Origin of the sequence: Streptomyces sp. NPDC088810, assembly GCF_044750305.1 — a bacterium.
Taxonomy (GTDB): domain Bacteria; phylum Actinomycetota; class Actinomycetes; order Streptomycetales; family Streptomycetaceae; genus Streptomyces.
Window position 1 is genome coordinate 1,011,431 of the sequence record NZ_JBIVJQ010000001.1, and the last position, 22,661, is coordinate 1,034,091.

A 22,661-nucleotide genomic window follows, 5' to 3' on the forward strand; every position below is an offset into this window, starting at 1 on the left:
ATCCTGACACCGGGGTAATCCGTGAAAAAGCTCTCCGCACGACGACGCCATCCGCTGGCGGCGGTCGTCGTCCTACTCCTCGCGCTGGCGGCCACTGGGGGGCTGTACGCCGCGTTCGCGCCCGCGGGCAAGGCGCAGGCCGATGAAACCTCCCAGTCCCTGACCATCAAGGAGGGCAAGAAGCTCTACCAGGTCGGCTGCGCCAGCTGCCACGGCACCGGTGGCCAGGGCTCCTCCGACGGCCCGAGCCTCGTCGGCGTGGGTGCAGCCGCGGTCGACTTCCAGGTCGGCACCGGCCGTATGCCCGCCGCGACCTCGCAGGGCGCCCAGGTCCCGCGCAAGAAGAACATCTACACGCAGGCCCAGATCGACCAGCTCGCCGCGTACGTCGCCTCGCTGGGTGCCGGCCCGAGCGTGCCCACCAAGCAGCAGTACGGCCCCGCGGGCGCGGACATCGCCAAGGGTGGCGATCTGTTCCGCACCAACTGCGCGCAGTGCCACAACTTCACCGGCAAGGGCGGTGCCTTGACGAAGGGCAAGTACGCGCCGAGCCTGGAGGGTGTCGCTCCGAAGCACATCTACGAGGCCATGCAGACGGGCCCGCAGAACATGCCGTCCTTCCCCGACACCACCATGTCGGAGAAGAACAAGAAGGACATCATCGCGTACCTGAACGCGGTCAACGGCAGCAAGACGGAGAACCCCGGCGGTCTGGAGCTGGGCGGCCTCGGGCCGGTCAGTGAGGGTCTGTTCGCCTGGATCTTCGGCCTCGGCGCGCTGATCGCGGTCGCCGTCTGGGTCGCCGCTCGGACCGCAAAGGCCAAGAAGTCATGAGTAGCCAAGACATTCCAGAAGAGAACCTGCCCGCTGAGCAGGACCACGCCCACGGCGCGGTAGGGGTCGCGGACGAGGAGAACCCGTTCGCCGACCCGGGTCTGCCGCCGCACGAGCACCGGATCCAGGACGTCGACGAGCGGGCCGCCAGGCGGTCCGAGCGCATGGTCGCCCTGCTGTTCACGGTGTCGATGCTGGCCACCATCGGCTTCATCGCCTCGTACGTGGCGATCCCGCACGACAAGTCGATCTTCGTCTTCCCGATCGGGCACATCAACGCGCTGAACTTCGCGCTGGGTCTGACCCTGGGCGTGGCGCTGTTCTGCATCGGCGCGGGCGCGGTCCACTGGGCCCGCACCCTGATGTCCGACGTGGAGGTCGCCGACGACCGGCACCCGATCGAGGCCTCCCCGGAGGTCCGGGCGAAGGTCCACGAGGACTTCCGCCAGGGCGCCAAGGAGTCGGCGCTCGGCCGTCGCAAGCTGATCCGCAACACGATGTTCGGTGCGCTGGCCATGGTGCCGCTCTCCGGCGTCATGCTGCTGCGCGACCTCGGTCCGCTGCCGCACAGCAAGCTGCGCCACACCATGTGGGCCAAGGGCATGCGCCTGGTCAACATGAACACGAACCAGCCGCTGCGTCCCGAGGACGTCGCCGTCGGCTCCCTCACCTTCGCCAAGCCGGACGGCCTGGAGGAGAACGAGGAGGAGTTCCAGACGGAGATCGCCAAGGCGGCCCTGATGATCGTCCGGCTGCAGCCGGGCAACATCAAGGACAAGCGCGAGCTCGACTGGTCGCACGAGGGCATCGTCGCCTTCTCCAAGATCTGCACCCACGTCGGCTGCCCGATCTCCCTGTACGAGCAGCAGACGCACCACGTGCTGTGCCCGTGCCACCAGTCCACCTTCGACCTCTCCGACGGTGCCCGTGTGATCTTCGGTCCCGCCGGCCACGCCCTGCCGCAGCTGCGCATCGGCGTGGACAATGAGGGTTACCTCCAGGCGCTCGGCGACTTCGAGGAGCCCGTCGGTCCTGCATTCTGGGAGCGCGGATGAGTACTGCAGCGAACGAGACGCCCCGCTCTCGCGGGAAGGCCCCGGCCGGCGAGCGTGTCGCCGACTGGGCCGACGGCCGGCTCGGGATCTACTCCCTGGCCAAGTCGAACATGCGCAAGATCTTCCCCGACCACTGGTCGTTCATGTTGGGCGAAGTGTGCATGTACAGCTTCATCATCATCATCCTGACGGGTGTGTACCTGACGCTGTTCTTCCACCCGTCGATGAACGAGGTGGAGTACCACGGCAGCTACATCCCGCTCCAGGGACAGCTGATGTCCGAGGCGTTCAGCTCGACCCTGCACATCTCCTTCGACGTGCGCGGTGGTCTGCTCATCCGGCAGATCCACCACTGGGCCGCCCTGATCTTCCTCGCCGGCATGTTCGTGCACATGATGCGCGTGTTCTTCACCGGCGCGTTCCGCAAGCCGCGTGAGATCAACTGGCTGTTCGGCTTCCTGCTGTTCGTCCTCGGCATGTTCACCGGCTTCACCGGTTACTCGCTCCCGGACGACCTGCTCTCCGGCACCGGTGTCCGCTTCATGGAGGGCGCGATCCTGTCCGTGCCGATCGTCGGTACGTACCTGTCGTTCTTCCTGTTCGGCGGAGAGTTCCCCGGCCACGACTTCGTCGCCCGGTTCTACTCGATCCACATCCTGCTGCTGCCGGGCATCATGCTCGGCCTGATGGTGGCGCACCTGATCCTGGTCTTCTACCACAAGCACACGCAGTTCGCGGGTCCCGGCAAGACGAACAACAACGTCGTCGGCATGCCGCTGCTGCCGGTGTACATGGCCAAGGCCGGAGGCTTCTTCTTCCTGGTCTTCGGTGTCATCGCGGCCATCGCCGCGGTCGCGCAGATCAACCCGATCTGGGCGATGGGCCCCTACCGTCCGGACCAGGTGTCCACCGGCGCCCAGCCCGACTGGTACATGGGCTTCGCCGAGGGTCTGATCCGCTTCATGCCGGGCTGGGAGATCAACTTCTGGGGCCACACGCTCGTCCTGGGCGTGTTCATCCCGCTGGTGCTCTTCCCGCTGGTCCTGGCGGCGATCGCGGTCTACCCGTTCATCGAGTCCTGGATCACCGGCGACAAGCGCGAGCACCACATCCTGGACCGCCCGCGCAACGCCCCGACCCGTACCGCTTTCGGTGTCGCCTGGGTGACGATCTACATGATCACCCTGGTCGGCGGTGGCAACGACCTGTGGGCCACCCACTTCCACCTGTCGATCAACGCCGTCACCTGGTTCGTCCGGATCTTCTTCTTCGCCGGACCGATCATCGCGTTCATCGTCACCAAGCGGATCTGCCTGGGTCTGCAGCGCCGCGACCGCGACAAGGTGCTGCACGGTCGCGAGACCGGCATCATCAAGCGGCTGCCGCACGGTGAGTTCATCGAGGTGCACGAGCCGCTCAGCCAGGAGCAGCTGCACACGCTCACCGCGCACGAGCAGTACAAGCCGGCCGAGATCGGTCCGACGGTCGACGGGAACGGTGTCGAGCGCAAGGTGCCGGCCACGGAGAAGCTCCGGGTGAAGCTGTCCAACGCCTACTACGGCGAGGACAACCAGATCCCGAAGCCGACCGTCGAGGAGTACAAGGAGATCACGAGCGGCCACGGCCACCACTGATCCCGCGTCGCCACGCCACGGCGAAGGGCCCCGTCCGGTTTGCGGACGGGGCCCTTCGCCGTGTGCGGGGGTCGATAGGCTGGGGCCGACCACCGATGCTGTGTACGACACCAGGAGCGGCTTATGAGCGCTGTGACCCCCGCTGGAGGCGACACCGCGGCGGGCCGTTCCTGGCCCGAGGTGCTGAACGCCCTGCTGGAAGGCCGTGACCAGAGCGCGGACGCCACGGCATGGGCGATGGACCGGATCATGCGCGGGGAGGCCACCGACGCGCAGATCGCGGGATTCGCCGTGGCCCTGCGGGCCAAGGGCGAGACGGTGGAGGAGATCACCGGGCTCGTCCGCGCGATGTACGAGCACGCGAACGTCATCGAGGTGCCGGGCCGGACCGTCGACATCGTCGGCACCGGCGGCGACGGCGCCAAGACGGTGAACATCTCCACGATGTCCTCGATCGTCGTCGCCGGCACCGGCGCCAAGGTCGTCAAGCACGGCAACCGGGCCGCGTCCTCCGCGTCGGGCGCGTCGGACGTGCTGGAGAAGCTGGGCGTCAATCTGAACCTGCCGCTGGAGCGGGTCCCGCAGGTCGCCGAGGAGGCCGGGATCACCTTCTGCTTCGCGGTCAAGTTCCACCCGGCCCTGCGTCATGTCGCCGCCGCCCGTGGCCAGTTGGGCATCCGTACGACCTTCAATGTGCTGGGTCCGCTGACCAACCCGGCGAAGGTCCGGGCCCAGGCCGTCGGCGTGGCCGACCCGCGGATGGCCCCGGTCGTGGCCGGCGTCCTCGCCGAGCGCGGCAACTCCTCCCTGGTGTTCCGCGGCGACGACGGCCTGGACGAGCTGACGACCACCGCCACCTCGCGGGTGTGGGTCGTCCGGGACGGCAAGGTCACCGAGGAGACCTTCGACCCGAGGGACGTCGGTATCGGCCTCGTCCCGGTGGAGGCCCTGCGCGGCGCTGACGCGTCGTACAACGCGGAGGTCGCCCGCCGCCTGCTCGACGGCGAGACCGGGGCCGTACGGGACGCGGTGCTGCTGAATTCCGCGGCAGCGCTGGTCGCGCTCGAGCCGACCGACGCACCGCTGGCGGAGCAGCTGCGGGCCGGTATGGCCAAGGCCGCCGAGTCCATCGACTCGGGCGCGGCCAAGCGCACTCTGGACCGCTGGGTGGCCGCCAGCAACGCCTAGGGGGCACCCCCTGGTCCCACCGGAGGTCGTCCCGCGATCCGGACACGGGTTGCGGGACGACGATCACATCACGTACGTTCCTGTACCAGGTCATGAGTGACAGTCATGAGGCCCCGGCCGACTGTCCGGCAACCCTCCGTCCGTGGCGGGGTGCCCCGGGTGAAGACCAGGCCGTGGACAGCAAGGTCCCCGGCAAGCGCGGATCCCTCACGCATCCAGGGATCCTGGTCGTCGAGGAGTCTTCCGTGAGCAAGCGAATGCGTTAGGGCCGCAGAGCCCCGCCTCCGCACACCCTTTTTCTCTTCTTCGCCTTCCTCTCACGGGAGTTCCGCCATGTCTGTCTCCACCGCTGCCGCCGACCAGTCCGTTTGCGCCCCTCTGCCCGTTCTGGGACGAGATGTCACCGTCCCGCTGGTCACCGGCGGCGAGGTCACCTACGCCGCACTGGACTACGCGGCCAGCGCCCCCGCCCTCCAGCGCGTCTGGGACGACGTCGCCGCGTACGCCCCGTACTACGGCAGCGTCCACCGCGGTGCCGGCTACCTCTCCCAGCTCTCCACGGACCTGTTCGAGAACGCCCGCAGGACGGTCGCCGAGTTCCTCGACTGCCGCCCGGCCGACCAGGTCGTCTTCACCCGCTCGACCACCGACTCCCTCAACCTCCTGGCCCGCGCGATCCCGGCCGGCTGCCAGGTCTTCGTCTTCGAGACCGAGCACCACGCCTCCCTGCTGCCCTGGCAGGACGCGCAGGTCACCTACCTCAACGCCCCGCGCACCCCGCAGCAGGCGGTCGAGACCCTGGAGCGGGCCCTCGCCGACCGCACGGGGTCCAGCGAAGGGGGTCACGGCCCGGCCCTGGTCTGCGTCACCGGCGCCTCCAACGTCACCGGCGAGCTGTGGCCGGTGCGCGAACTGGCCGCCGCCGCGCACGCCCACGGCGCCCGCATCGTCCTGGACGCCGCCCAGCTCGCCCCGCACCACCCGCTGTCCGTCACCGACCTCGACGTCGACTGGGTCGCCTTCTCCGGCCACAAGCTGTACGCGCCCTTCGGCTCCGGCGTCCTGGCCGGCCGCGCCGACTGGCTCCAGGCGGCCGAGCCGTACCTCGCGGGCGGCGGCGCCAGCCGCAAGGTCACCCGGCGCGAGGACGGCGGCGTGGCCGTCGAGTGGCACGAGACCGCGGCCCGCCACGAGGCCGGTTCCCCGAACGTCATCGGCGCCTACGCCATCGCCTCCGCCTGCAAGGCCCTCACCGAGGCCGGCTGGGACACCCTCGTCGCCCGCGAACAGCACCTCGTCCGCACCGTCCGCGAGGGCCTCGCCGAGGTGCCCGAGGTGCGGATCCTCTCCCTCTTCGGCGACGACGCCCCGCGGGTCGGCGTCCTCTCCTTCGTCGTCGAGGGCTGGAACAGCTCCCACTTCGCCGCCGCCCTCTCCGCCGAGTACGGCATCGGCGTCCGCGACGGCCTCTTCTGCGCCCACCCCCTGGTCCGCACCCTGCTCGGCAGCGACCCGCAGACCCAGGGCGAGTGCGGCGCCCCCGAGGCGGCCCCCGGCGAGAAGTCCCTCAACGCCATCCGCGTCAGCTTCGGCGCCGGCACCCCCGACGAACACGTCGAGCGCTTCGTCAACGCCGTCAGGGAACTCGTGACGGACGGCGCGAAGTGGCAGTACCGCACGGAGGACGGCCGCTGCGTACCGGCGGTCTGAGGAGCGCCGTATAACCTCCCCCTGACGACTCGTCGGACAGGGGGAGCCCGGAGTGCAGCCGCTGCGCGCAGCAGACCCGCGCCACATCGGCCCGTACACAGTCACGCACAGACTCGGCGCCGGGGGCATGGGCGAGGTGTACCTCGCCGAGTCCCGCACCGGCCTCAGACTCGCCGTGAAGGTCGTACGGGCCGAGCACGCCGAGGACCGCACCTTCCGCGCCCGCTTCCGCCACGAGGTCCGCGCCGCCCAGACCGTCGGCGGCGCGGGCACGTACACCGCACGGGTCGTGGACGCCGACACCGAGGCCGAACGGCCGTGGATGGCCACGGAGTTCGTGTCCGGGCCGAACCTGCGGGACGCCGTCCTGGACCACGGCGCGCTGCCCGGGCCCGCGGTCCGGCTCCTCGCCGCCGCGCTCGGCGAGGCGCTGGCCGCGATCCATGCCAAGGGCCTGGTCCACCGCGACCTGAAGCCGTCCAACATCCTGCTCGGCCCGGACGGGCCCCGGGTCATCGACTTCGGGATCGTACGGGCCCTGGAGGCCACCGCGCTGACCCGGACCGGCGCTGTCGTCGGCTCGGTCGGCTACGTCTCGCCGGAGCAGATCCGCAACGGCGGCCAGGTCGGCCCGCCGAGCGACGTCTTCTCCCTCGGCGCGGTCCTCGCCTACGCGGCGGCGGGCCGGGAACCGTTCGGCGAGGGCCAGGACTCGGTGGTCCTGCTGCGCATCCTGACCCGGGACTTCGACCTGTCCGGTGTCCCGCAGGACATCCGCCCGCTGGTGGTGTCCTGCCTGGCCGAGGACCCGCTGGAGCGCCCGGAGCCGGCGGAGGTGGTGGCGAGTGCCGGGTTCACCCCCGAGAGCCTGCGCGGCAGCGTCCGCCCGGGCTGGTACGGCCCGGCCGCCGCGGGGAGCGCGAACCGCGCCGACCGCCCCAGCGGCGTGGAGTACCTGGCCCCGACCCCGGAACCCGCCGCCCCGGCCACCCCCGGCAGCCCTGCCGGACCCACCGGCGCCACCGGCCTCACCGCCTCCATCCGCCGGCTGGGGCCGGTCGCGCCCGGTCGGCGTCGCCTGCTGAAGGTGTTCGCGGGCGGAGCCGTGGCCGTCGGGGCCGGTGGCTGGTTGTGGCAGCGGGGAACCGGTACCGAAAGCCTGCACGGCAGCTACCGGTCGCCCGAGGAGACGACGGTTCCCGGCACGGCGCAGCGGCCGGCCAAGGAGCTGCCCGCCGTGCTGCGCTGGCAGTACGACCTCGGCGGCATCGGCGGCCTGGACGGCGCCTGCTGCGCGCTCTCCCCGGACGGTTCCGTCGTCTACGCCGGCACCTCCGGCGGTGTGCTGCACGCGATCTCCCGGGACGGCTCCCGGCGCTGGAAGGTCCGGCTCGGCGACGACGTCTCCACCCCCGTGGCCACCCGGGACGCCGTGTACTGCGTGGTGGGCCTGCACGGCGACGGCGTGCGCAGGCTGACCGCGGTCGGCCCGTCCGGCAGCCCGCTGTGGACCCGCACCCTGGGCGACGAGGGCTACGCCGTCCCGGTCCTGCTCGGCGCGGACGTGCTCGTCTCCATCGGCGGCACGGACGCGGGCGGGCTGCGCAGCTACGCCTCCGACGGCAGTGAGAACTGGACCGCCGAAACCCCGGCCGGCCCCACCGGCACCCCCCTCGTCGCGGCCGGGGTGGTCTACACGGGCAGCTACGGCGACGAGCTGCTGGCGCTGGACGCGCGGGACGGCAAGCGGAAGTGGCAGGTGGCCGGGGGCACCGATGTCACGGTCCTGGCCCTCGCCGGCACCACCCTGGTCACGGACGCCGGCCCCGCACGCCAGGGCTTCCGCGTCTCGGACGGCCGGCGCCTGTGGCGCAGGGACGCCGACGCCGGGCCCCTGACGGCCGGTACCCGGGCGCTGGCCGTCGGCACGGAGCAGGGCACGGTGTACGCCGTACGGGCGGCCGACGGCTCCCGTGCCTGGGCGTACGACGTCAAGGGGGGCACGGCCGAACCCCGGGCGGTGGTGGCCGGCGACACCGTGTACGCCCGCGCGGGCGACCGGGTGTGGGCGCTGGACCTGAACGGCAAGCGGCGCTGGGACGCGGCCCTCGGCCGGGCCGCGGGCGACGACCAGCACACCCCGCTCGTCCGCGGCAGCCGCCTCTACGTCCCCTCGGGCACCGGTATCGCCGCGGTCGACCTGACCGCCTAGCCGTCCCTAGTTGTCGAGGCCGATCGCAAAGGCGGCCTCCAGGTCGTGCTGGGAGTATGTGCGGAAAGCGACGTGCGTGTCCGTGGCCTCCACGCCGGGGATCTTGCTGATCCGGCCCGGGATGACCTCGGCGAGGTCCTCGTGCTGCCCGACCCGGACCATGGCGATCAGGTCGTAGGTGCCGGTGACCGAGAAGACCTCGCTGACGCTGTCGAGCGCGGCGATCTGCTCCGCGATCTCGGGGATCCGGTCCACACTGGTCTTGATCAGGACGATCGCGGTGATCACGGCTGTTTCTCTCCCTCGGTGACCGGAGCTGGGGCGGCTTTCACTCTAGTCGTACGGCCATATCTGACCCACGCGTAACCGAACCCGAGCCCGAACCCCAGCAGGTGCGCCAGGTACGCCACCCCCGGCCCGTCCGAGGCCTGCCCCGCCGCCAGCCACTGCAGGGCCGCCCAGAACGGCAGCACCACCCACGCGGGGAAGCGCAGCGGCAGGAAGAACAGGAACGGAAGAAGACTGGTCACACGCGCGCGGGGGAACAGGTAGAGGAACGCGCCGAGCACTGCGGAGACCGCCCCGGAGGCGCCGACCAGCGACTGCTCGGAGGCGGCGTTGACGGCCGCGTACCCCAGCAGGGCGAGGTAGCCGCAGCCGACGTAGAAGAGGGTGAACTCCACCCGGCCCATCCGTTCCTCGGTCATCGCCCCGAAGACGAAGAGGAAGAGCATGTTGCCGAGCAGATGCACCCAGCTGCCGTGCACGAACAGCGCGGTGGCCGGGGTGAGCGCCGCCCCCGCGGGTCCGTCGAACAGCTCGGCCGGGACCACCCCCCAGTGCCGGAAGTACGTCCGCTGCGCGGAGAGCAGCGCCTCCCCGGAGCCGTACCCGGGGACCAGCCCGGAGGCCGGACCGAGCGCGAAGATCAGGGTGCACAGGGCGATCAGGCCGTACGTCGCCGGGGCCGGCGCGCCCCGGACCGCTCTGCATGTCCGGCCGGCCGCCCTGGTCCAGGTGCTGATCATGACTACAGAGCATGACGTAACGGGACGCAAGCTGACAGACCGCCTCGCCGCCGTGAACGGACGGGCGGCGAGTCCCCGCCAGGCCGTAGGGTTACGAGCCACACGCGTCGGGGGGCCGGCGCGGACCGACACGAAAAGGAAGAGAACAGTCACCATGACGGTTCCCCTGCCGACGGCCACCACGCGGTGGCGCTGCACCCTGTGCGGCAACCTCACCCGGTTCGACGTCACCCGCTCGTCGAAGGTCGTCGAGTACGTCCACCTCGATCTGGCCGGCGAGCCGACGGTGGAGGAGCGCGAGGTGGTCAGTGAGACCATCGAGTCGGTGCGCTGCCGCTGGTGCAACGCGGTGGACCAGGTGGAACTGGTGGACAGGCCGGGCGCCGGCTCCTGAGCGGAGCGGCCCCGGAGAGGCTTTTTCCGGTATTGGGGTGTGACGGATGGTGGAGACCGCAGGCGGGGGGCCGGGCGACGGCACCGCTGAGGTGCTTGACCGTCCGCTGCCCGACGGCGTGCGCCGCCGGGTCGTGCAGATCGTGTCGGACGGCTTCGGCGGACTGACCATGGCGGAACTGCCCGCCCAGCTGAGGCAGTATGCCCGGTTCGCCCCCAATCGCCGCGCCAAGTTCGCCGGCAACGCGATGGCGGCGGCGCTGGAGACCGATCCGCTGTTCCGGCAGCGCATCGGGGAGAAGTTCCGGGAGGCCCAGCCGGAGCTCGCCGGCGCCCTCGACACCGGCTCCCCGCCCCCGGCCGCGGACCCGCTCGACGTGGCGGCCGCCGCCTACGTGCTGCGCCCGGCGGGCTGGGTGAAGCTGGTCACCGCGGCCGGCGAGGAGGCCCAGCGCGCGGACGCCGAGCGCGCCGACGAGGAGAGCCGGGCGGAGCTGGAGCGGCTGCGCGCGGAGCTGGCGCAGGCCCGGGAGCACACCCGCACCGAGACCGAACGGCTGCGTGCGGAGCTGGACTCGGCCCGGAAGGAAGCGGAATCGCTTCACCGCAAGCTGCGTGCCGCGCTGAGCGACGTCAAGCGGGGCGAGGCCGCGCTGCGCAAGGCGCACGGCGAGATGGACGCCGTGCGTGCCGAGGCGCAGGCGCAGGTGTCGGCCGCGGAGAGCGAGTCCCGGCGGCTCAAGGCCCGCCTGGGCGAGGCCGAGTCCGCGCTGGAGGCCACCCGCCGGGCCGCCCGGGAGGGCCGCAGCGTGGAGGACATGCGGGTACGGCTGCTGCTGGACACCCTGCTGGACGCCACCCAGGGGCTGCGGCGCGAACTCGCGCTGCCACCGGTGTCCGTGCGCCCGGCGGAGACCGTCGACGCGGTGGAGCCGGGCCGGATGACCCCGAAGGACATCGCGGCGCGCGCCCTGTCGGAGAACGATCCGGCGATTCTCGACCAGTTGCTGGCGCTGCCCCAGGCGCACCTGGTCGTCGACGGCTACAACGTGACCAAGACCGGGTATCCGCAGATGCCGCTGGAGAAGCAGCGGCTGCGGCTGCTGGGCCAGCTGTCGGCGCTCGCCGCGCAGACCGGCGCAGAGGTGACCTGCGTCTTCGACGGCGCGGAACTGGCCGCGCCGGTGCTGCTCGCGCCGCCGCGCGGGGTGCGCGTGCTGTTCTCCAAGCCGGGCGTGACGGCCGACGAGCTGATCCGCCAGCTGGTGCGCGCGGAGCCGCCGGGGCGTCCGGTCATCGTCGCCTCCACCGACCGGGAGGTCGCCGACGGGGTCGCGAAGGCGGGTGCCCGACCGGTGGCCTCTGCGGTGCTTCTGAAGCGACTGTCCTGAAGGTCCAACGGGCAGGGGTAATGCCCGAATTGGCCGTATCGTCACGCAACGTAGTGTCAATCGTGTCTCACTGCACGTGAGTTGTGTGCAAAGAATGCATTGCGTGACGGGTTTTTTTGCTGTGGGATTTGAACTGATCACAACTGGGTCACTAGGGTCTGGGCTCGAACCTCCGAACGGGTGATCACTCACAAGAAGGAGTTCGTCCTCCGTGGCGTCCCACCGTCGACCCAAGCAGCCGAGCCGCACCCGCGTGACCGTGCTCACCACCGCTGCCGCAGCTGCCGTCGCGCTCAGCGCCAACGCCGCCAATGCCGCGCCGAGCGAGAAGCTCGGCAAGGACGAGGTCAAGGCCAAGGTCGACAAGCTCTACGAGCAGGCCGAGCAGGCGACCGAGAAGTACAACGGCGCCAAGGAGAAGCAGCAGAAGCTGCAGAAGGAAATCGCCACTATCCAGGACAACGTCGCCCGCGGCCAGGAGGAGCTCAACAAGCTGCGCGACGGCCTGGGTTCGCTGGCCACCGCGCAGTACCGGTCCGGCGGCATCGACTCCTCGGTCCAGCTCTTCCTGTCCTCGGACCCGGACGACTTCCTCGACAAGGCCTCCACGCTCGACCAGTTGAGCAGCCAGCAGGTCGACGCGCTGAAGAAGATCCAGGACAAGCAGCGCGAACTCGCCCAGGAGCGGGCAGAGGCCACCGAGAAGCTCAAGGACCTCTCGGCCACCCGCACCGAACTGGGCAACAAGAAGAAGGAAGTCCAGGGCAAGCTCGCCGAGGCGCAGAAGCTGCTGAACTCCCTGACCGCCAAGGAGAAGGCGCAGCTCGCCCAGGAGCAGCAGCGCGCCAACCGCTCCTCCAGCGAGCGCGTGGACCTCGGCGACGCCCCGCCGGCCTCCGGCCGTGCCCAGGCGGCCTTCTCCGCCGCCCAGACCAGACTCGGCTCGCCGTACGTCTACGGCGCCACCGGCCCCTCCTCCTTCGACTGCTCGGGCCTGACCTCCTGGGCCTACGCCCAGGCCGGCGTCTCCATCCCGCGCACCTCCGAGGCGCAGGCGCAGATCGGTACGAAGATCTACAACCAGAGCGACCTCAAGGTCGGCGACCTGGTCTTCTTCTTCAACGACCTGCACCACGTCGGCCTCTACGCGGGCAACGGCCAGATCCTGCACGCCCCGCGCACCGGCACGGTCGTCCGGTACGAGTCCATGACGACCATCGGTGGCCCGTTCATGTTCGGCGTCCGGGTCTGACACCCGGCGACACACGGACACGGTGGCGCCCGAACGGGCGAATCACCGGAACTCAAACTGACTTCACGCCCCGCCGTTGACCTGCGTCAGCGGCGGGGCGTCACTCTGCGTTGACTCCGAGGTCTTTGGCCCGGGCCGCTCCGCACGGCTACTGTCTGCCGCGTTTCCCCGGCGCCGGGGCCTCCCCGTCCCCAGGCGCCGGGGAAACGGTCTGTGTCCGCCAGCAGAAGGACTGCCGTGGGGTCCCATCGCCGCCTTGCTCCGTCCGGATTCGACCGGGGCGCCGTCGCCCTGTGCGTGTTCTCCGCCGCCATGGCCGCGCTCGGTGCCGTACCGGCGCACGCGGCGCCGAGTGCCGACACCCGGGCCGAGGTGGACCGCCTGTACGAGGAGGCCGAGAAGGCGACCCAGGCCTACGACAAGGCCGACGAGCAGGCCGGTCGGCTGCGCCGTCAGGTCCGGGACGCGCAGGACCGCATCGCGCGCCAGCAGGAGCGCGTCAACGACCTGCGGGAGCAGCTCGGTTCGCTGGCCGGCGCCCAGTACCGCTCCGGCGGCATCGACCCGACGGTCGCCCTGCTCTTCTCCGCCGACCCCGACGACTACCTGGACAAGGCGTCCACGCTGGACCGCATCGGCACCCGGCAGGCGGGCCGGCTCAAGGAGTTGCAGTCCGTACTGCGCGACCTCGCCCAGGAGCGCAAGGAGGCGGCCGGGACCCTCGCCGAGCTGGAACGCAGCCGCAAGGCCGTGGCCGCGTACAAGCGGACCGTGGAGCGCAAGCTCGCCCGGGCCCGGCAGCTGATCAACGCCCTGCCCACCGCCGAACGCACCGCCTACGACCGGGCCTCCCGCGGCGGCCGCACGGACCTGCCCGACCTGTCCGGCGTCCCCGCACCCGACGGCCGCGCCGCCGCGGCCCTGGCCGCCGCCCGCGCCGCCCTCGGCCGCCCCTACGTGTGGGGCGCCAACGGCCCCTCGGGATTCGACTGTTCGGGCCTGATGCAGTGGGCGTACGCGCACGCCGGCATCCATCTGCCACGCACCTCGCAGGAGCAGCGGTTCGCCGGCCGGCAGGTCCCGCTCTCCCAGGCCCGCCCCGGCGACCTGGTCGTCTACCGCTCCGACGCCAGCCACGTGGCGATGTACGCGGGCAACGGCCAGGTCATCCACGCGCCTTACCCCGGCGCCCCGGTGCGCTACGACCCGGTCGGGATGATGCCGGTCTCCTCGGTCACCCGGCCCTGACCGCGCTGCGCGCCGTACGATCGGGAAATGGCTGGTCGCAGGCGGGCGTGGAGCATCGGAGCCGCAGGGCTGGGTCTGCTGCTGCCGCTGGCCGGGTGCGGCGGGCCCACGGCGGCCGACTCCGCGCGGGCCGATGTGCAGCAGGTGCTGGACCGGCGCGCGGCCGCGCTCCTCGGCCACGACGAGACGGCGTACGGCGCGACGGGCACCCGCACCGGGTACACCCGGCTGCGCGCCCTCCCGCTGGCCTCCTGGAGCTACCGGGTCACCGCCGTGCACCGCACCGCCTCCGGCGCCACCGCCGACGCCGAGCTGCGCTACCGCGTCGCCGGCTACGACAAGGCCCCCGTCGACGCGCGCCGCACCCTCACCCTGGGCCGCACCGCCGGCGGCCGCTGGTACGTCACCGCGGACCGCCCCGCCGCGCAGGCCGGGCAGCAGCTGTGGGACCAGGGCACGGTGACCGCCGTGCGGGGCGCGCACAGTCTGGTGCTCGGCGCCGGGGGCTCCGCCGCCGACCTGAGGTCGTACGCCCGGCTGGCGGACCGGGCGGTCCCGGCCGTCTCCGGGGCCTGGGGCACCGACTGGAGCCGCCGGGTCGTCGTGCTCGTCCCGCGGTCCCTGGCGGGCATGGCGTCCCTGCTGGGCTCGCCCGCCGCCAGCTACCGGGGCATCGCCGCCGTCACCACCGGCGAGGCGGGCGGTTCGGGCCGGGCACCCGCGGACCGGGTGGTGGTCAACCCGGAGGCGTACGCCGGGCTCGGCGACCCCGGCAAGCAGGTCGTCCTCACCCACGAGACCACCCATGTCGCCACCCGGGCGCGCACCACCGCCGCCACCCCGCTGTGGCTCTCCGAGGGCTACGCCGACTGGATCGGCTACCTCGGCACCGGCCGCACCCCGGTCGAGGCCGCCCCGGAACTCGCCCGTGCCGTCCGGGACGGCGAGACGCCCCACACGCTCCCCGCCGACAAGGACTTCGCCTTCACCAGCGAACCCACCGGACTGGCCCGCGCCTACGAGGGCGGCTGGCTGGCCTGCCGGATGATCGCCGACCAGTGGGGCGCGGTCCGGCTGGGTGCCTTCTACCGGGCCGTCGGCGCCCACGGGCAGCGGGCGGGCGCGGTCGAGGAGGCCCTGGAGAAGGTGCTCGGCACGACCCCGCAGGACTTCACCGCCCGCTGGCGCGCCTACGTCACGACCCAGCTCGGCTGAGCACCTCGACGGCCTCCCGCAGCCATTCCCGCTCGGCCTGTCCGGTGGCCCGGGCGACCCGCAGCATGCCCTCCCGGAACAGGTCCCCGGCCTCCTCCGCCCGCACCGGGTCGCCCTTGCGGTAGAAGAAGCTCGCCGGGGTCTCGAGGAAGTCCAGGCGGCGGCGGAGCACGGCCGCCTGCTCGGCCGGGTCGTCCAGGTGCCGCAGGAAGGCCAGGACCGTGTTGAAGCGGACCTGGTCGGTGATCTCCGCCGGTCCGGGGTTGCGCAGCCGCTCGCGCAGCTCCGCGCGGCCCTTCTCGGTCAGGGACAGCACCCGGCGGGCCGGGTGTCAGGAGGAGACCGGGGTCTCCTGGGCGCGGGTGGCCTGAGGCGGGAAGGGGGTGGCCGCGGGCCGGGGGACGGTCGCGCGCCACAGGCGGCGGGCCGCCGTGACCGTGGCCGCGACCAGCAGGCCGTTGCGCACCGCCAGCAGCGTCACGCCGTACCAGTCGCTCATCACGACGTGCGAGAAGCCGAGCGGGAACTCCAGGACCGTCACGAAGGACGCGAGGACGACGAGCAGCGCGGGCGGTCCCATCCGGCTCGCCCGGTGCGTCAGGCACACCGCGGCCAGGCCGACCAGCCACACCAGGTACTGCGGGCTGATCACCCGGCTGGTCACCGTGAACAGCAGCACCGCCGTCAGAGCCGCGTCGGGGAGGGTGTGCAGCGCGTGGCGGGCCGCGCGCAGCCGCCACAGCAGCAGCCAGCCGAACGCGATTCCGGTCAGCGCCAGCGCCGCCGTGCTGACCTCGTCCACGTGCGGGCCCAGGAACTCGATCGACCCGTAGTTCAGCAGCACCTCGCCCCGCCAGCCGAAGTGCCGGGCCACATGGAAGACCAGGGCGCCCAGCGACTCCACCTCGGTGCCCCGGTCCCGCTGGAAGGTCAGGAACGCGAAGGCGCCCGGCATGGACACCGCGAACAGCAGCGCGATGCCCGCCGCGGTCACCGCCGCCGCCCCCCACGCCCGCCGCCGCACGGCACCGACCAGCAGCAGTGCCGGCCACACCTTGAGCAGCGCCCCGAACGCCGTCAGCGCGCCCATCACCCGCGGCCGCCGGGCCCCGGCGAGCAGCGCCGCCACGGCCACCGCGGTCACCATCACGTCGTAGCGGGCGTACACCGTCGGCCCGAGCAGCGGCACGCCCGCCACCCACACCCACGCCCCGCGCGGGGACCGCTCGGGCCGCCCGGCCGCGTACGCCAGCAGCGCCAGCACGGCGACGTCGGCCAGGCAGGCCAGCAGGTAGAAGGCGTGCGCGTACGACAGGAAGGGCAGGACGGCGGGGGAGAGGATCGCGAGGGCCGCGGCCGGCGGGTACTGCCAGGTCACATCGTCCAGCGGAAACGTTCCTTGCCGCAGGACCTCGTACCAGCCGCGGTAGATCACCGACACGTCCGAGGTGACGTCCGGGCCCGGGAAGGTGTACACCCGGAACACGAACAGCAGCAGCACCGCGCGAGTGACGGCCCAGGTCCCGAGCAGCCAGGCCAGGGACCGCCCGGCACCCTTCGTGTCCACGTGATCCCCTGCCGTTCGATTTCCGTGTCGGGCGACCATGATGTCCTGCGCGGCTGTGCACATGCCACAGACTCGGCCGGACCCGGCCCGCCGGACGGCCCATTCGGTAGGGTCGGCGGCGATGCACAAGACCCTGATCGTCACCAACGACTTCCCGCCCCGGCCGGGCGGCATCCAGGCCTTCCTGCACAACATGGCGCTCCGCCTGGACCCCGGCCGGCTGGTCGTCTACGCCTCCACCTGGAAGCGCGGCCGGGAGGGCGCCGAGGCCACCGCCGCCTTCGACGCCGAGCAGCCCTTCACCGTCGTACGCGACCGTACGACCATGCTGCTGCCCACCCCGGGGGCCACCCGGCGGGCGGTCGGGCTGCTCCGCGAGCACGGCTGCACCTCGGTGTGGTTCGGCGCGGCGGCCCCGCTCGGTCTCATGGCACCCGCGCTGCGCCGCGCCGGCGCCGAGCGGCTGGTGGCCACCACCCACGGCCACGAGGCCGGCTGGGCCCAGCTGCCCGCCGCCCGGCAGCTGCTGCGCCGGATCGGCGAGTCCACGGACACGATCACCTACCTCGGCGAGTACACCCGCTCCCGGATAGCGACCGCGCTCACCCCGGACGCGGCCGGCCGCATGGTGCAGCTGCCGCCCGGGGTCGACGAGAAGACCTTCCACCCCGGCTCCGGCGGCGACGAGGTCCGCGCGCGGCTCGGGCTCACCGACCGGCCGGTCGTGGTGTGCGTCTCCCGCCTGGTGCCGCGCAAGGGCCAGGACACCCTGATCCGGGCCCTGCCCCGCATCCTCGCCGCCGAGCCGGACACCGTCCTGCTGATCGTCGGCGGCGGCCCCTACGAGCAGGACCTGCGCCGCCTGGCCCGCGAGACGGGCGTCGCCGGCTCGGTCCGCTTCACCGGCGCCGTCCCCTGGTCGGAGCTGCCCGCCCACTACGGCGCCGGCGACGTCTTCGCCATGCCCTGCCGCACCCGCCGCGGCGGCCTCGACGTGGAGGGCCTCGGCATCGTCTACCTGGAGGCCTCCGCCACCGGCCTGCCCGTCGTCGCGGGCGACTCCGGCGGCGCCCCGGACGCGGTCCTGGAGGGCGAGACCGGCTGGGTGGTCCGGGGCGGCTCGGCGGGGCAGACCGCCGAGCGGATCGTCACCCTGCTCCAGGACCCCGAGCTGCGCCGCAGGATGGGCGCGCGCGGCCGGCAGTGGGTCGAGGAGAAGTGGCGCTGGGACCTGCTGGCGGAGAAGTTGAAAGCTCTGCTCTAGAAAGCCGTCGGGGCCCTAGGCGGAACGGGAAAATCCGCACATGCTGCGCGCATGACAGCAAAACTGATGCAGCGTCAGCTGACAAGACGTCACATCCTCGGCATGGCGGCACTGCAGACGGCGGCCGCCCTCGGATTCACCCGCGTCGGGCTCCAGTCCGCCCGCGCGGCGGAACCCGCCCCCACCGACAACTCCCCGGCCATCGTGGTCGGTTCCGGATACGGCGGCGCGGTCGCCGCCCTCCGCCTCGGCCAGGCCGGCATCCGCACCCTCGTCCTGGAGATGGGCCGGCTGTGGAACACCGCCGGCGCCGACGGCAAGGTGTTCTGCTCCACCAGCGCCCCCGACCAGCGCTCCATGTGGTTCCGCACCCGCACCGAGGCGCCGCTGTCCACCTTCCTCTGGCTGGACGTGGTCAACCAGGCCGTCAGCCCCTACCCCGGAGTCCTCGACCGCGTGCACTACGACGCCATGTCGGTCTACGTCGGCCGGGGCGTCGGCGGCGGCTCCCTCGTCAACGGCGGCATGGCCGTCACCCCGCCGCGGTCCTACTTCACCGAGCAGTTCCCGGCCGTGGACGCCGACGAGATGTACGGCACCTGGTTCCCGCGCGCCCGCGCCATGCTCGGCGTCAACTCCGTCGACCCGGCCTGGTTCGAGTCGACCGAGTGGTACCGGTTCACCCGGACCTCCCGGAAGGCCGCCGCCAACGCGGGCCTGAAGACCACCTTCGTGCCCAACGTCTACGACTTCGGCTACATGCAGCGCGAGGCCGCCGGTACGGCCGTGAAGTCCGCGCTCGCCGGCGAGGTCATCTACGGCAACAACCACGGCAAGCGCAGCCTCGACCAGACCTACCTGGCCGCCGCCCTCGGCACCGGCAACGTCACCATCCACACCCTGGAGAAGGTCACCTCGGTCAGCCGCGCGGGCGACGGATCGTACGTGCTGACCGCCGACCGGATCGACGGCACCGGCGCGGTCGTGGAGACCAGGCAGTACGGCTGCACGTACCTCTTCCTCGGCGGCGGCAGCCTCGGCACCACCGAACTCCTCGTCCGCGCCCGGGACACCGGCACCCTGCCCGGCCTCGGCGCCGCCGTGGGCGCGGGCTGGGGCACCAACGGCAACACCATGCTCGGCCGCGCCAACCACATGTGGGACACCGTCGGCGCCCACCAGGCCACCATGCCCGTGATGGGCATCGACGACTGGGCCAACCCCGACAATCCGGTCTTCGCGGAGATCGCCCCGCTGCCCATGGGCTTCGAGCACTGGGTCAGCCTGTACCTGGCGATCACCAAGAACCCCGAGCGGGCGACGTTCTCGTACGACACCTCGTCCGGGGCGGTGCGGCTCGGCTGGACCGCCGCCCAGAGCGCCGTCTCCGTGCGCATGGCCAAGAAGCTGTTCGACCGGATCAACGCGGCCAACGCCACGATCTACCGGTACGACCTGTTCGGCTCCGGCAGCAAGGTCTTCGCGGACGACTTCACCTACCACCCGCTCGGCGGCTGCGTCCTCGGCCGGGCCACCGACGCCTACGGACGCGTGAAAGGGTACCCACGGCTGTACGTCACCGACGGCTCGCTCGTCCCCGGGTCGATCGGCGTGAACCCGTTCGTCACCATCACGGCCCTCGCCGAACGCACCATGGCGCGGGTCCTCGCCGAGGACACCGCGCCATGAGGCACCGCCCGGGTCACTTGGCGTAGATCGCCTCGATCTCGTCCGCGTAGTCCTTCGCCACCACGTTCCGCTTGAGCTTCAGCGACGGGGTGAGGTGGCCCGACTCCTCCGTGAACTGGGAGGGAAGAATGCGGAACTTCCGCACCGATTCCGCCTTCGACACCGCGGCGTTGCCGTCGTCCACGGCCGCCTGGATCGCCGCGAGCAGATCCGGGTCCTCGTGCAGCGACGCCGCGGTGGAGCCCGCCGGCTTGCCGTGCTCGGCGCACCAGCGGCCCAGGAACTCCTCGTCGATGGTGACCAGCGCGCCCACGAACGGCCGCCCGTCGCCCACCACCATGCACTCCGCGACCAGCGCGTGCGCCCGGATCCGGTCCTCGATCACCGCGGGGGCCACGTTCTTGCCGCCCGCCGTGACGATGATCTCCTTCTTCCGGCCGGTGATCCGCAGATAGCCGTCCTCGTCCAGGGTGCCGATGTCACCGGTGTGGAACCAGCCGTCGGCCAGCGCCTCCGCGGTCGCACCCGGGTTGTTCCAGTACTCCTTGAACAGGTGCTCGCCGTGCAGCAGCACCTCGCCGTCGTCCGCGATCCGCACCACCGAGCCGGGCAGCGGCTGCCCGACCGTGCCGATCTTCTGCCGGTCCCACGGGTTGAACGCCGTCGCCGCACAGGACTCGGTCAGGCCGTAGCCCTCCAGCACCGTGAAGCCGATGCCCCGGAAGAAGTGCCCGAGCCGCTCGCCGAGCGGAGCACCGCCGGAGATGGCGTACTCGCCCCGGCCGCCCAGGACCGCGCGCAGCTTGCTGTAGACCAGCTTGTCGAAGACCTTGTGCTTGACCTTCAGGCCGAGCGACGGGCCCGACGGGCTGTCCAGCGCCTTGCTGTACGCGATCGCGGTGTCCGCCGCCTTGTCGAAGATCGCGCCCTTGCCGTCCGCCTGGGCCTTGGCCCGCGCCGAGTTGTAGACCTTCTCGAAGACCCGCGGCACACCCAGGATCAGCGTCGGCCGGAACGCGGCCAGCTCGTCGGTGAGGTTCTTGATGTCCGGGACACAGCCCAGCTTGATCGGCGCCATCATCGGCGCGACCTGCACCAGCCGCCCGAAGACATGGGCGAGCGGCAGGAACAGCAGCACGGAGCACTCGCCGGTGCGGAACAGCGGACGCAGCCGCTCCACCACGTTCCCGCACTCGGCGAAGAAGCTGCGGTGGGTGAGCACACAGCCCTTGGGGCGCCCGGTCGTGCCGCTCGTGTAGACGATGGTCGCCGGATCGTCGGCCCGGGCGAGCGAGCTGCGCTCCTCCACCGTCTCGTCCGACACGTCCTGCCCCAGCCGGTCCAGCTCCGCCAGGCCGCCGGCCTCGATCTGCCAGACGTGCTTGAGCGCGGGCAGCGCCTCGCGTACCGACTCCACGGACGCCGTGTGGTTGTCCAGCTCCGTGATGCAGGCGGTGGCGCCCGAGTCGGACAGGATCCACTGCACCTGCTCCGGCGAGCTGGTCTCGTACACCGGCACGGTGATCGCGCCGGCGCTCCAGATCGCGAAGTCCAGCAGCGTCCACTCGTAGCGCGTGCGGGACATCAGGCCCACCCGGTCGCCCGGCTGCACCCCGGCGGCGATGAGGCCCTTGGCGGCGGTGCGCACCTCGGTCAGGAACTCCCGGGCGGTCACGTCCTGCCAGACCCCGCCGACCTTGCGGGCGATGACGGCGACGTCGGGATGCTGCGCGGCGTTTCTGCGGACGATGTCGGTCAGATTCCCGTCCGCGGGGACCTCGTACAAAGCCGGAAGGCTGAACTCGCGCAAGACTGCTGCTCCTCATAGGGCGCCGGCGCCACGACGTTGTGCGATGCGACGGTGCGGTCCAAGGCTCGGGCAAGTGCTCCGGAACAACATGACGATTCACATGTTGAAATCCTGAGCACGACTGGACTGCCCGGACGTTACCCGCCGGTATGGCGTCTACGACAGGGGGTCCCGGCGAGATGTTCGCTGCGTCACACACGTGGGCGTTCCTTTGCGCACAGTAGTCCACGGCCGAACCGACCGGCGAGTAACCGCAGGCCGGACCGGCACTGTTCACCTCCACCGCACACGCCTACGCTTGATCACCATGGCATCCACACGCTCCGGCAACCGGCGGACCCGCGTCCATGTCGTCAGCGACGTGCACGGCAACGCCCGCGACCTGGCCCGGGCCGGCGACGGTGCCGACGCCCTGATCTGCCTGGGCGACCTCGTCCTCTTCCTCGACTACGCCGACCACTCGCGCGGCATCTTCCCGGACCTGTTCGGCAAGGAGAACGCCGACCGCATCGTCGAACTGCGCACCGCCCGCCGCTTCGCCGAGGCCCGCGAGTTCGGCGCCCGGCTGTGGGGCGGGATCGGCACCGACCGGGCCACGGCCATCGAGAAGGCCGTGCGCAAGCAGTACGCCGAACTGTTCGCCGCGTTCCCCACACCGACGTACGCCACCTACGGAAACGTCGACATGCCGCAGCTGTGGCCGGAGTACACCCGGCCCGGCACCACCGTCCTCGACGGCCAGCGGGTGGAGATCGGCGGCCGTGTCTTCGGCTTCGTCGGCGGCGGCCTGCGCACCCCGATGCGCACCCCGTACGAGATCAGCGACGAGGAGTACGCGGCGAAGATCGAGGCCGTCGGCGAGGTCGACGTGCTGTGCACCCACATCCCGCCCGAGGTGCCCGAGCTGGTGTACGACACCGTCGCGCGCCGCTTCGAGCGGGGCAGCCGGGCCCTGCTCGACGCCATCCGCCGCACCCGGCCGCGCTACGCGCTGTTCGGGCACGTGCACCAGCCGCTGGCGCGCCGGATGCGGATCGGCGCGACCGAGTGCGTGAACGTGGGGCACTTCGCCGGCACCGGCACGCCCTGGGCGCTCGAATGGTGAGGCGCGCAGGCGCGGTGAAGGCGGCAGGTCGGCGGCGCGGTAGCCTTCACGCTGCACACACGTGCG

18 protein-coding genes, 1 pseudogene and 1 riboswitch are annotated in these 22,661 nt (G+C 71.8%); of the genes and pseudogenes, 14 read left to right on the forward strand and 5 right to left on the reverse strand.

All coding sequences use genetic code 11. The annotated features are described in order from the left end of the window. Nucleotides 1-21 precede the first annotated feature (21 nt). From ACIP4Y_RS04625 to ACIP4Y_RS04650, 6 genes are all read left to right on the forward strand, one after another. Nucleotides 22-834 (forward strand): c-type cytochrome, encoded by an 813-nt coding sequence (locus ACIP4Y_RS04625; RefSeq protein ID WP_358637612.1) that lies wholly within the window; start codon nt 22-24, stop codon nt 832-834. Further along, complete coding sequence (locus ACIP4Y_RS04630) at nt 831-1,889, forward strand: Rieske 2Fe-2S domain-containing protein (protein ID WP_358637610.1); 1,059 nt, start codon at nt 831-833, stop codon at nt 1,887-1,889. The genes ACIP4Y_RS04625 and ACIP4Y_RS04630 overlap by 4 nt, the downstream gene beginning before the upstream one ends. After that, nucleotides 1,886-3,523: a cytochrome bc complex cytochrome b subunit gene (locus tag ACIP4Y_RS04635; RefSeq protein ID WP_358637608.1), complete on the forward strand. Its 1,638-nt coding sequence runs from the start codon at nt 1,886-1,888 to the stop codon at nt 3,521-3,523. The genes ACIP4Y_RS04630 and ACIP4Y_RS04635 overlap by 4 nt, the downstream gene beginning before the upstream one ends. A 123-nt stretch (nt 3,524-3,646) precedes the next feature. Further along, nucleotides 3,647-4,711, forward strand: a complete 1,065-nt coding sequence (gene trpD, locus ACIP4Y_RS04640) for an anthranilate phosphoribosyltransferase (RefSeq protein WP_358637606.1) — start codon at nt 3,647-3,649, stop codon at nt 4,709-4,711. 88 nt (nt 4,712-4,799) lie between these two features. Beyond that, a riboswitch (SAM riboswitch) is annotated at nt 4,800-4,916 on the forward strand. A 128-nt stretch (nt 4,917-5,044) separates the two neighbouring features. After that, nucleotides 5,045-6,421, forward strand: a complete 1,377-nt coding sequence (locus tag ACIP4Y_RS04645) for an aminotransferase class V-fold PLP-dependent enzyme (RefSeq protein ID WP_401387650.1) — start codon at nt 5,045-5,047, stop codon at nt 6,419-6,421. A gap of 52 nt (nt 6,422-6,473) precedes the next feature. Further along, on the forward strand, nt 6,474-8,633 hold the full coding sequence (locus ACIP4Y_RS04650) for a serine/threonine-protein kinase (RefSeq protein ID WP_401387653.1): 2,160 nt from the start codon (nt 6,474-6,476) through the stop codon (nt 8,631-8,633). Between the two features lie 6 nt (nt 8,634-8,639). Here the strand turns inward: ACIP4Y_RS04650 and ACIP4Y_RS04655 are convergent, their stop codons facing one another. Together ACIP4Y_RS04655 and ACIP4Y_RS04660 are read right to left on the reverse strand one after the other, a co-directional pair. Next, nucleotides 8,640-8,921, reverse strand: a complete 282-nt coding sequence (locus ACIP4Y_RS04655) for an Lrp/AsnC family transcriptional regulator (RefSeq protein ID WP_208031807.1) — start codon at nt 8,919-8,921, stop codon at nt 8,640-8,642. Continuing rightward, complete coding sequence (locus tag ACIP4Y_RS04660) at nt 8,918-9,661, reverse strand: rhomboid family intramembrane serine protease (protein WP_401387656.1); 744 nt, start codon at nt 9,659-9,661, stop codon at nt 8,918-8,920. Before ACIP4Y_RS04660 ends, ACIP4Y_RS04655 begins: the two co-directional genes overlap by 4 nt. 154 nt (nt 9,662-9,815) lie before the next feature. Here ACIP4Y_RS04660 and ACIP4Y_RS04665 point away from each other — a divergent pair, with 154 nt between their 5' ends. From ACIP4Y_RS04665 to ACIP4Y_RS04685, 5 genes are all read left to right on the forward strand, one after another. After that, nucleotides 9,816-10,055 (forward strand): hypothetical protein, encoded by a 240-nt coding sequence (locus ACIP4Y_RS04665; RefSeq protein WP_014672226.1) that lies wholly within the window; start codon nt 9,816-9,818, stop codon nt 10,053-10,055. Between the two features lie 46 nt (nt 10,056-10,101). Next, a complete protein-coding gene (locus ACIP4Y_RS04670; protein WP_401387659.1) occupies nt 10,102-11,445 on the forward strand; it encodes an NYN domain-containing protein in 1,344 nt (447 codons plus the stop codon). Between the two features lie 211 nt (nt 11,446-11,656). Continuing rightward, the gene (locus ACIP4Y_RS04675; RefSeq protein WP_401387662.1) at nt 11,657-12,697 is read left to right on the forward strand and encodes an NlpC/P60 family protein; all 1,041 of its coding nucleotides are present in this window, start codon (nt 11,657-11,659) and stop codon (nt 12,695-12,697) included. A gap of 237 nt (nt 12,698-12,934) precedes the next feature. Further along, the gene (locus ACIP4Y_RS04680; RefSeq protein ID WP_401387665.1) at nt 12,935-13,945 is read left to right on the forward strand and encodes an NlpC/P60 family protein; all 1,011 of its coding nucleotides are present in this window, start codon (nt 12,935-12,937) and stop codon (nt 13,943-13,945) included. A 27-nt stretch (nt 13,946-13,972) separates the two neighbouring features. Continuing rightward, nucleotides 13,973-15,160 carry a hypothetical protein gene (locus tag ACIP4Y_RS04685; protein WP_401387668.1) on the forward strand — a complete coding sequence of 396 codons (1,188 nt, stop codon included), beginning with the start codon at nt 13,973-13,975 and terminating at the stop codon, nt 15,158-15,160. On the opposite strand, the pseudogene ACIP4Y_RS04690 reads toward ACIP4Y_RS04685, so the two are convergent. Both ACIP4Y_RS04690 and ACIP4Y_RS04695 read right to left on the reverse strand, forming a co-directional pair. Continuing rightward, nucleotides 15,141-15,482, reverse strand: a pseudogene (locus ACIP4Y_RS04690) (PadR family transcriptional regulator); the annotation flags it as partial. The gene ACIP4Y_RS04685 and the pseudogene ACIP4Y_RS04690 sit on opposite strands and share 20 nt — an antisense overlap. A gap of 9 nt (nt 15,483-15,491) precedes the next feature. After that, the gene (locus tag ACIP4Y_RS04695; protein ID WP_401387671.1) at nt 15,492-16,727 is read right to left on the reverse strand and encodes a glycosyltransferase 87 family protein; all 1,236 of its coding nucleotides are present in this window, start codon (nt 16,725-16,727) and stop codon (nt 15,492-15,494) included. A 121-nt stretch (nt 16,728-16,848) separates the two neighbouring features. Between ACIP4Y_RS04695 and ACIP4Y_RS04700 the strand changes: the two genes are divergently transcribed. After that, complete coding sequence (locus ACIP4Y_RS04700; RefSeq protein WP_401387673.1) at nt 16,849-17,991, forward strand: glycosyltransferase family 4 protein; 1,143 nt, start codon at nt 16,849-16,851, stop codon at nt 17,989-17,991. A 51-nt stretch (nt 17,992-18,042) separates the two neighbouring features. Next, nucleotides 18,043-19,680 (forward strand): GMC oxidoreductase, encoded by a 1,638-nt coding sequence (locus ACIP4Y_RS04705; RefSeq protein WP_401387676.1) that lies wholly within the window; start codon nt 18,043-18,045, stop codon nt 19,678-19,680. Nucleotides 19,681-19,693: 13 nt separating this feature from the next. Here ACIP4Y_RS04705 and ACIP4Y_RS04710 read toward each other — a convergent pair whose 3' ends face one another. Continuing rightward, a complete protein-coding gene (locus ACIP4Y_RS04710) occupies nt 19,694-21,490 on the reverse strand; it encodes an AMP-dependent synthetase/ligase (RefSeq protein WP_401387679.1) in 1,797 nt (598 codons plus the stop codon). Nucleotides 21,491-21,797: 307 nt separating this feature from the next. On the opposite strand from ACIP4Y_RS04710, the gene ACIP4Y_RS04715 reads away from it, so the two are divergent. Continuing rightward, the gene (locus tag ACIP4Y_RS04715) at nt 21,798-22,595 is read left to right on the forward strand and encodes a metallophosphoesterase (protein WP_401387681.1); all 798 of its coding nucleotides are present in this window, start codon (nt 21,798-21,800) and stop codon (nt 22,593-22,595) included. The last annotated feature ends 66 nt before the right edge of the window (nt 22,596-22,661 follow it).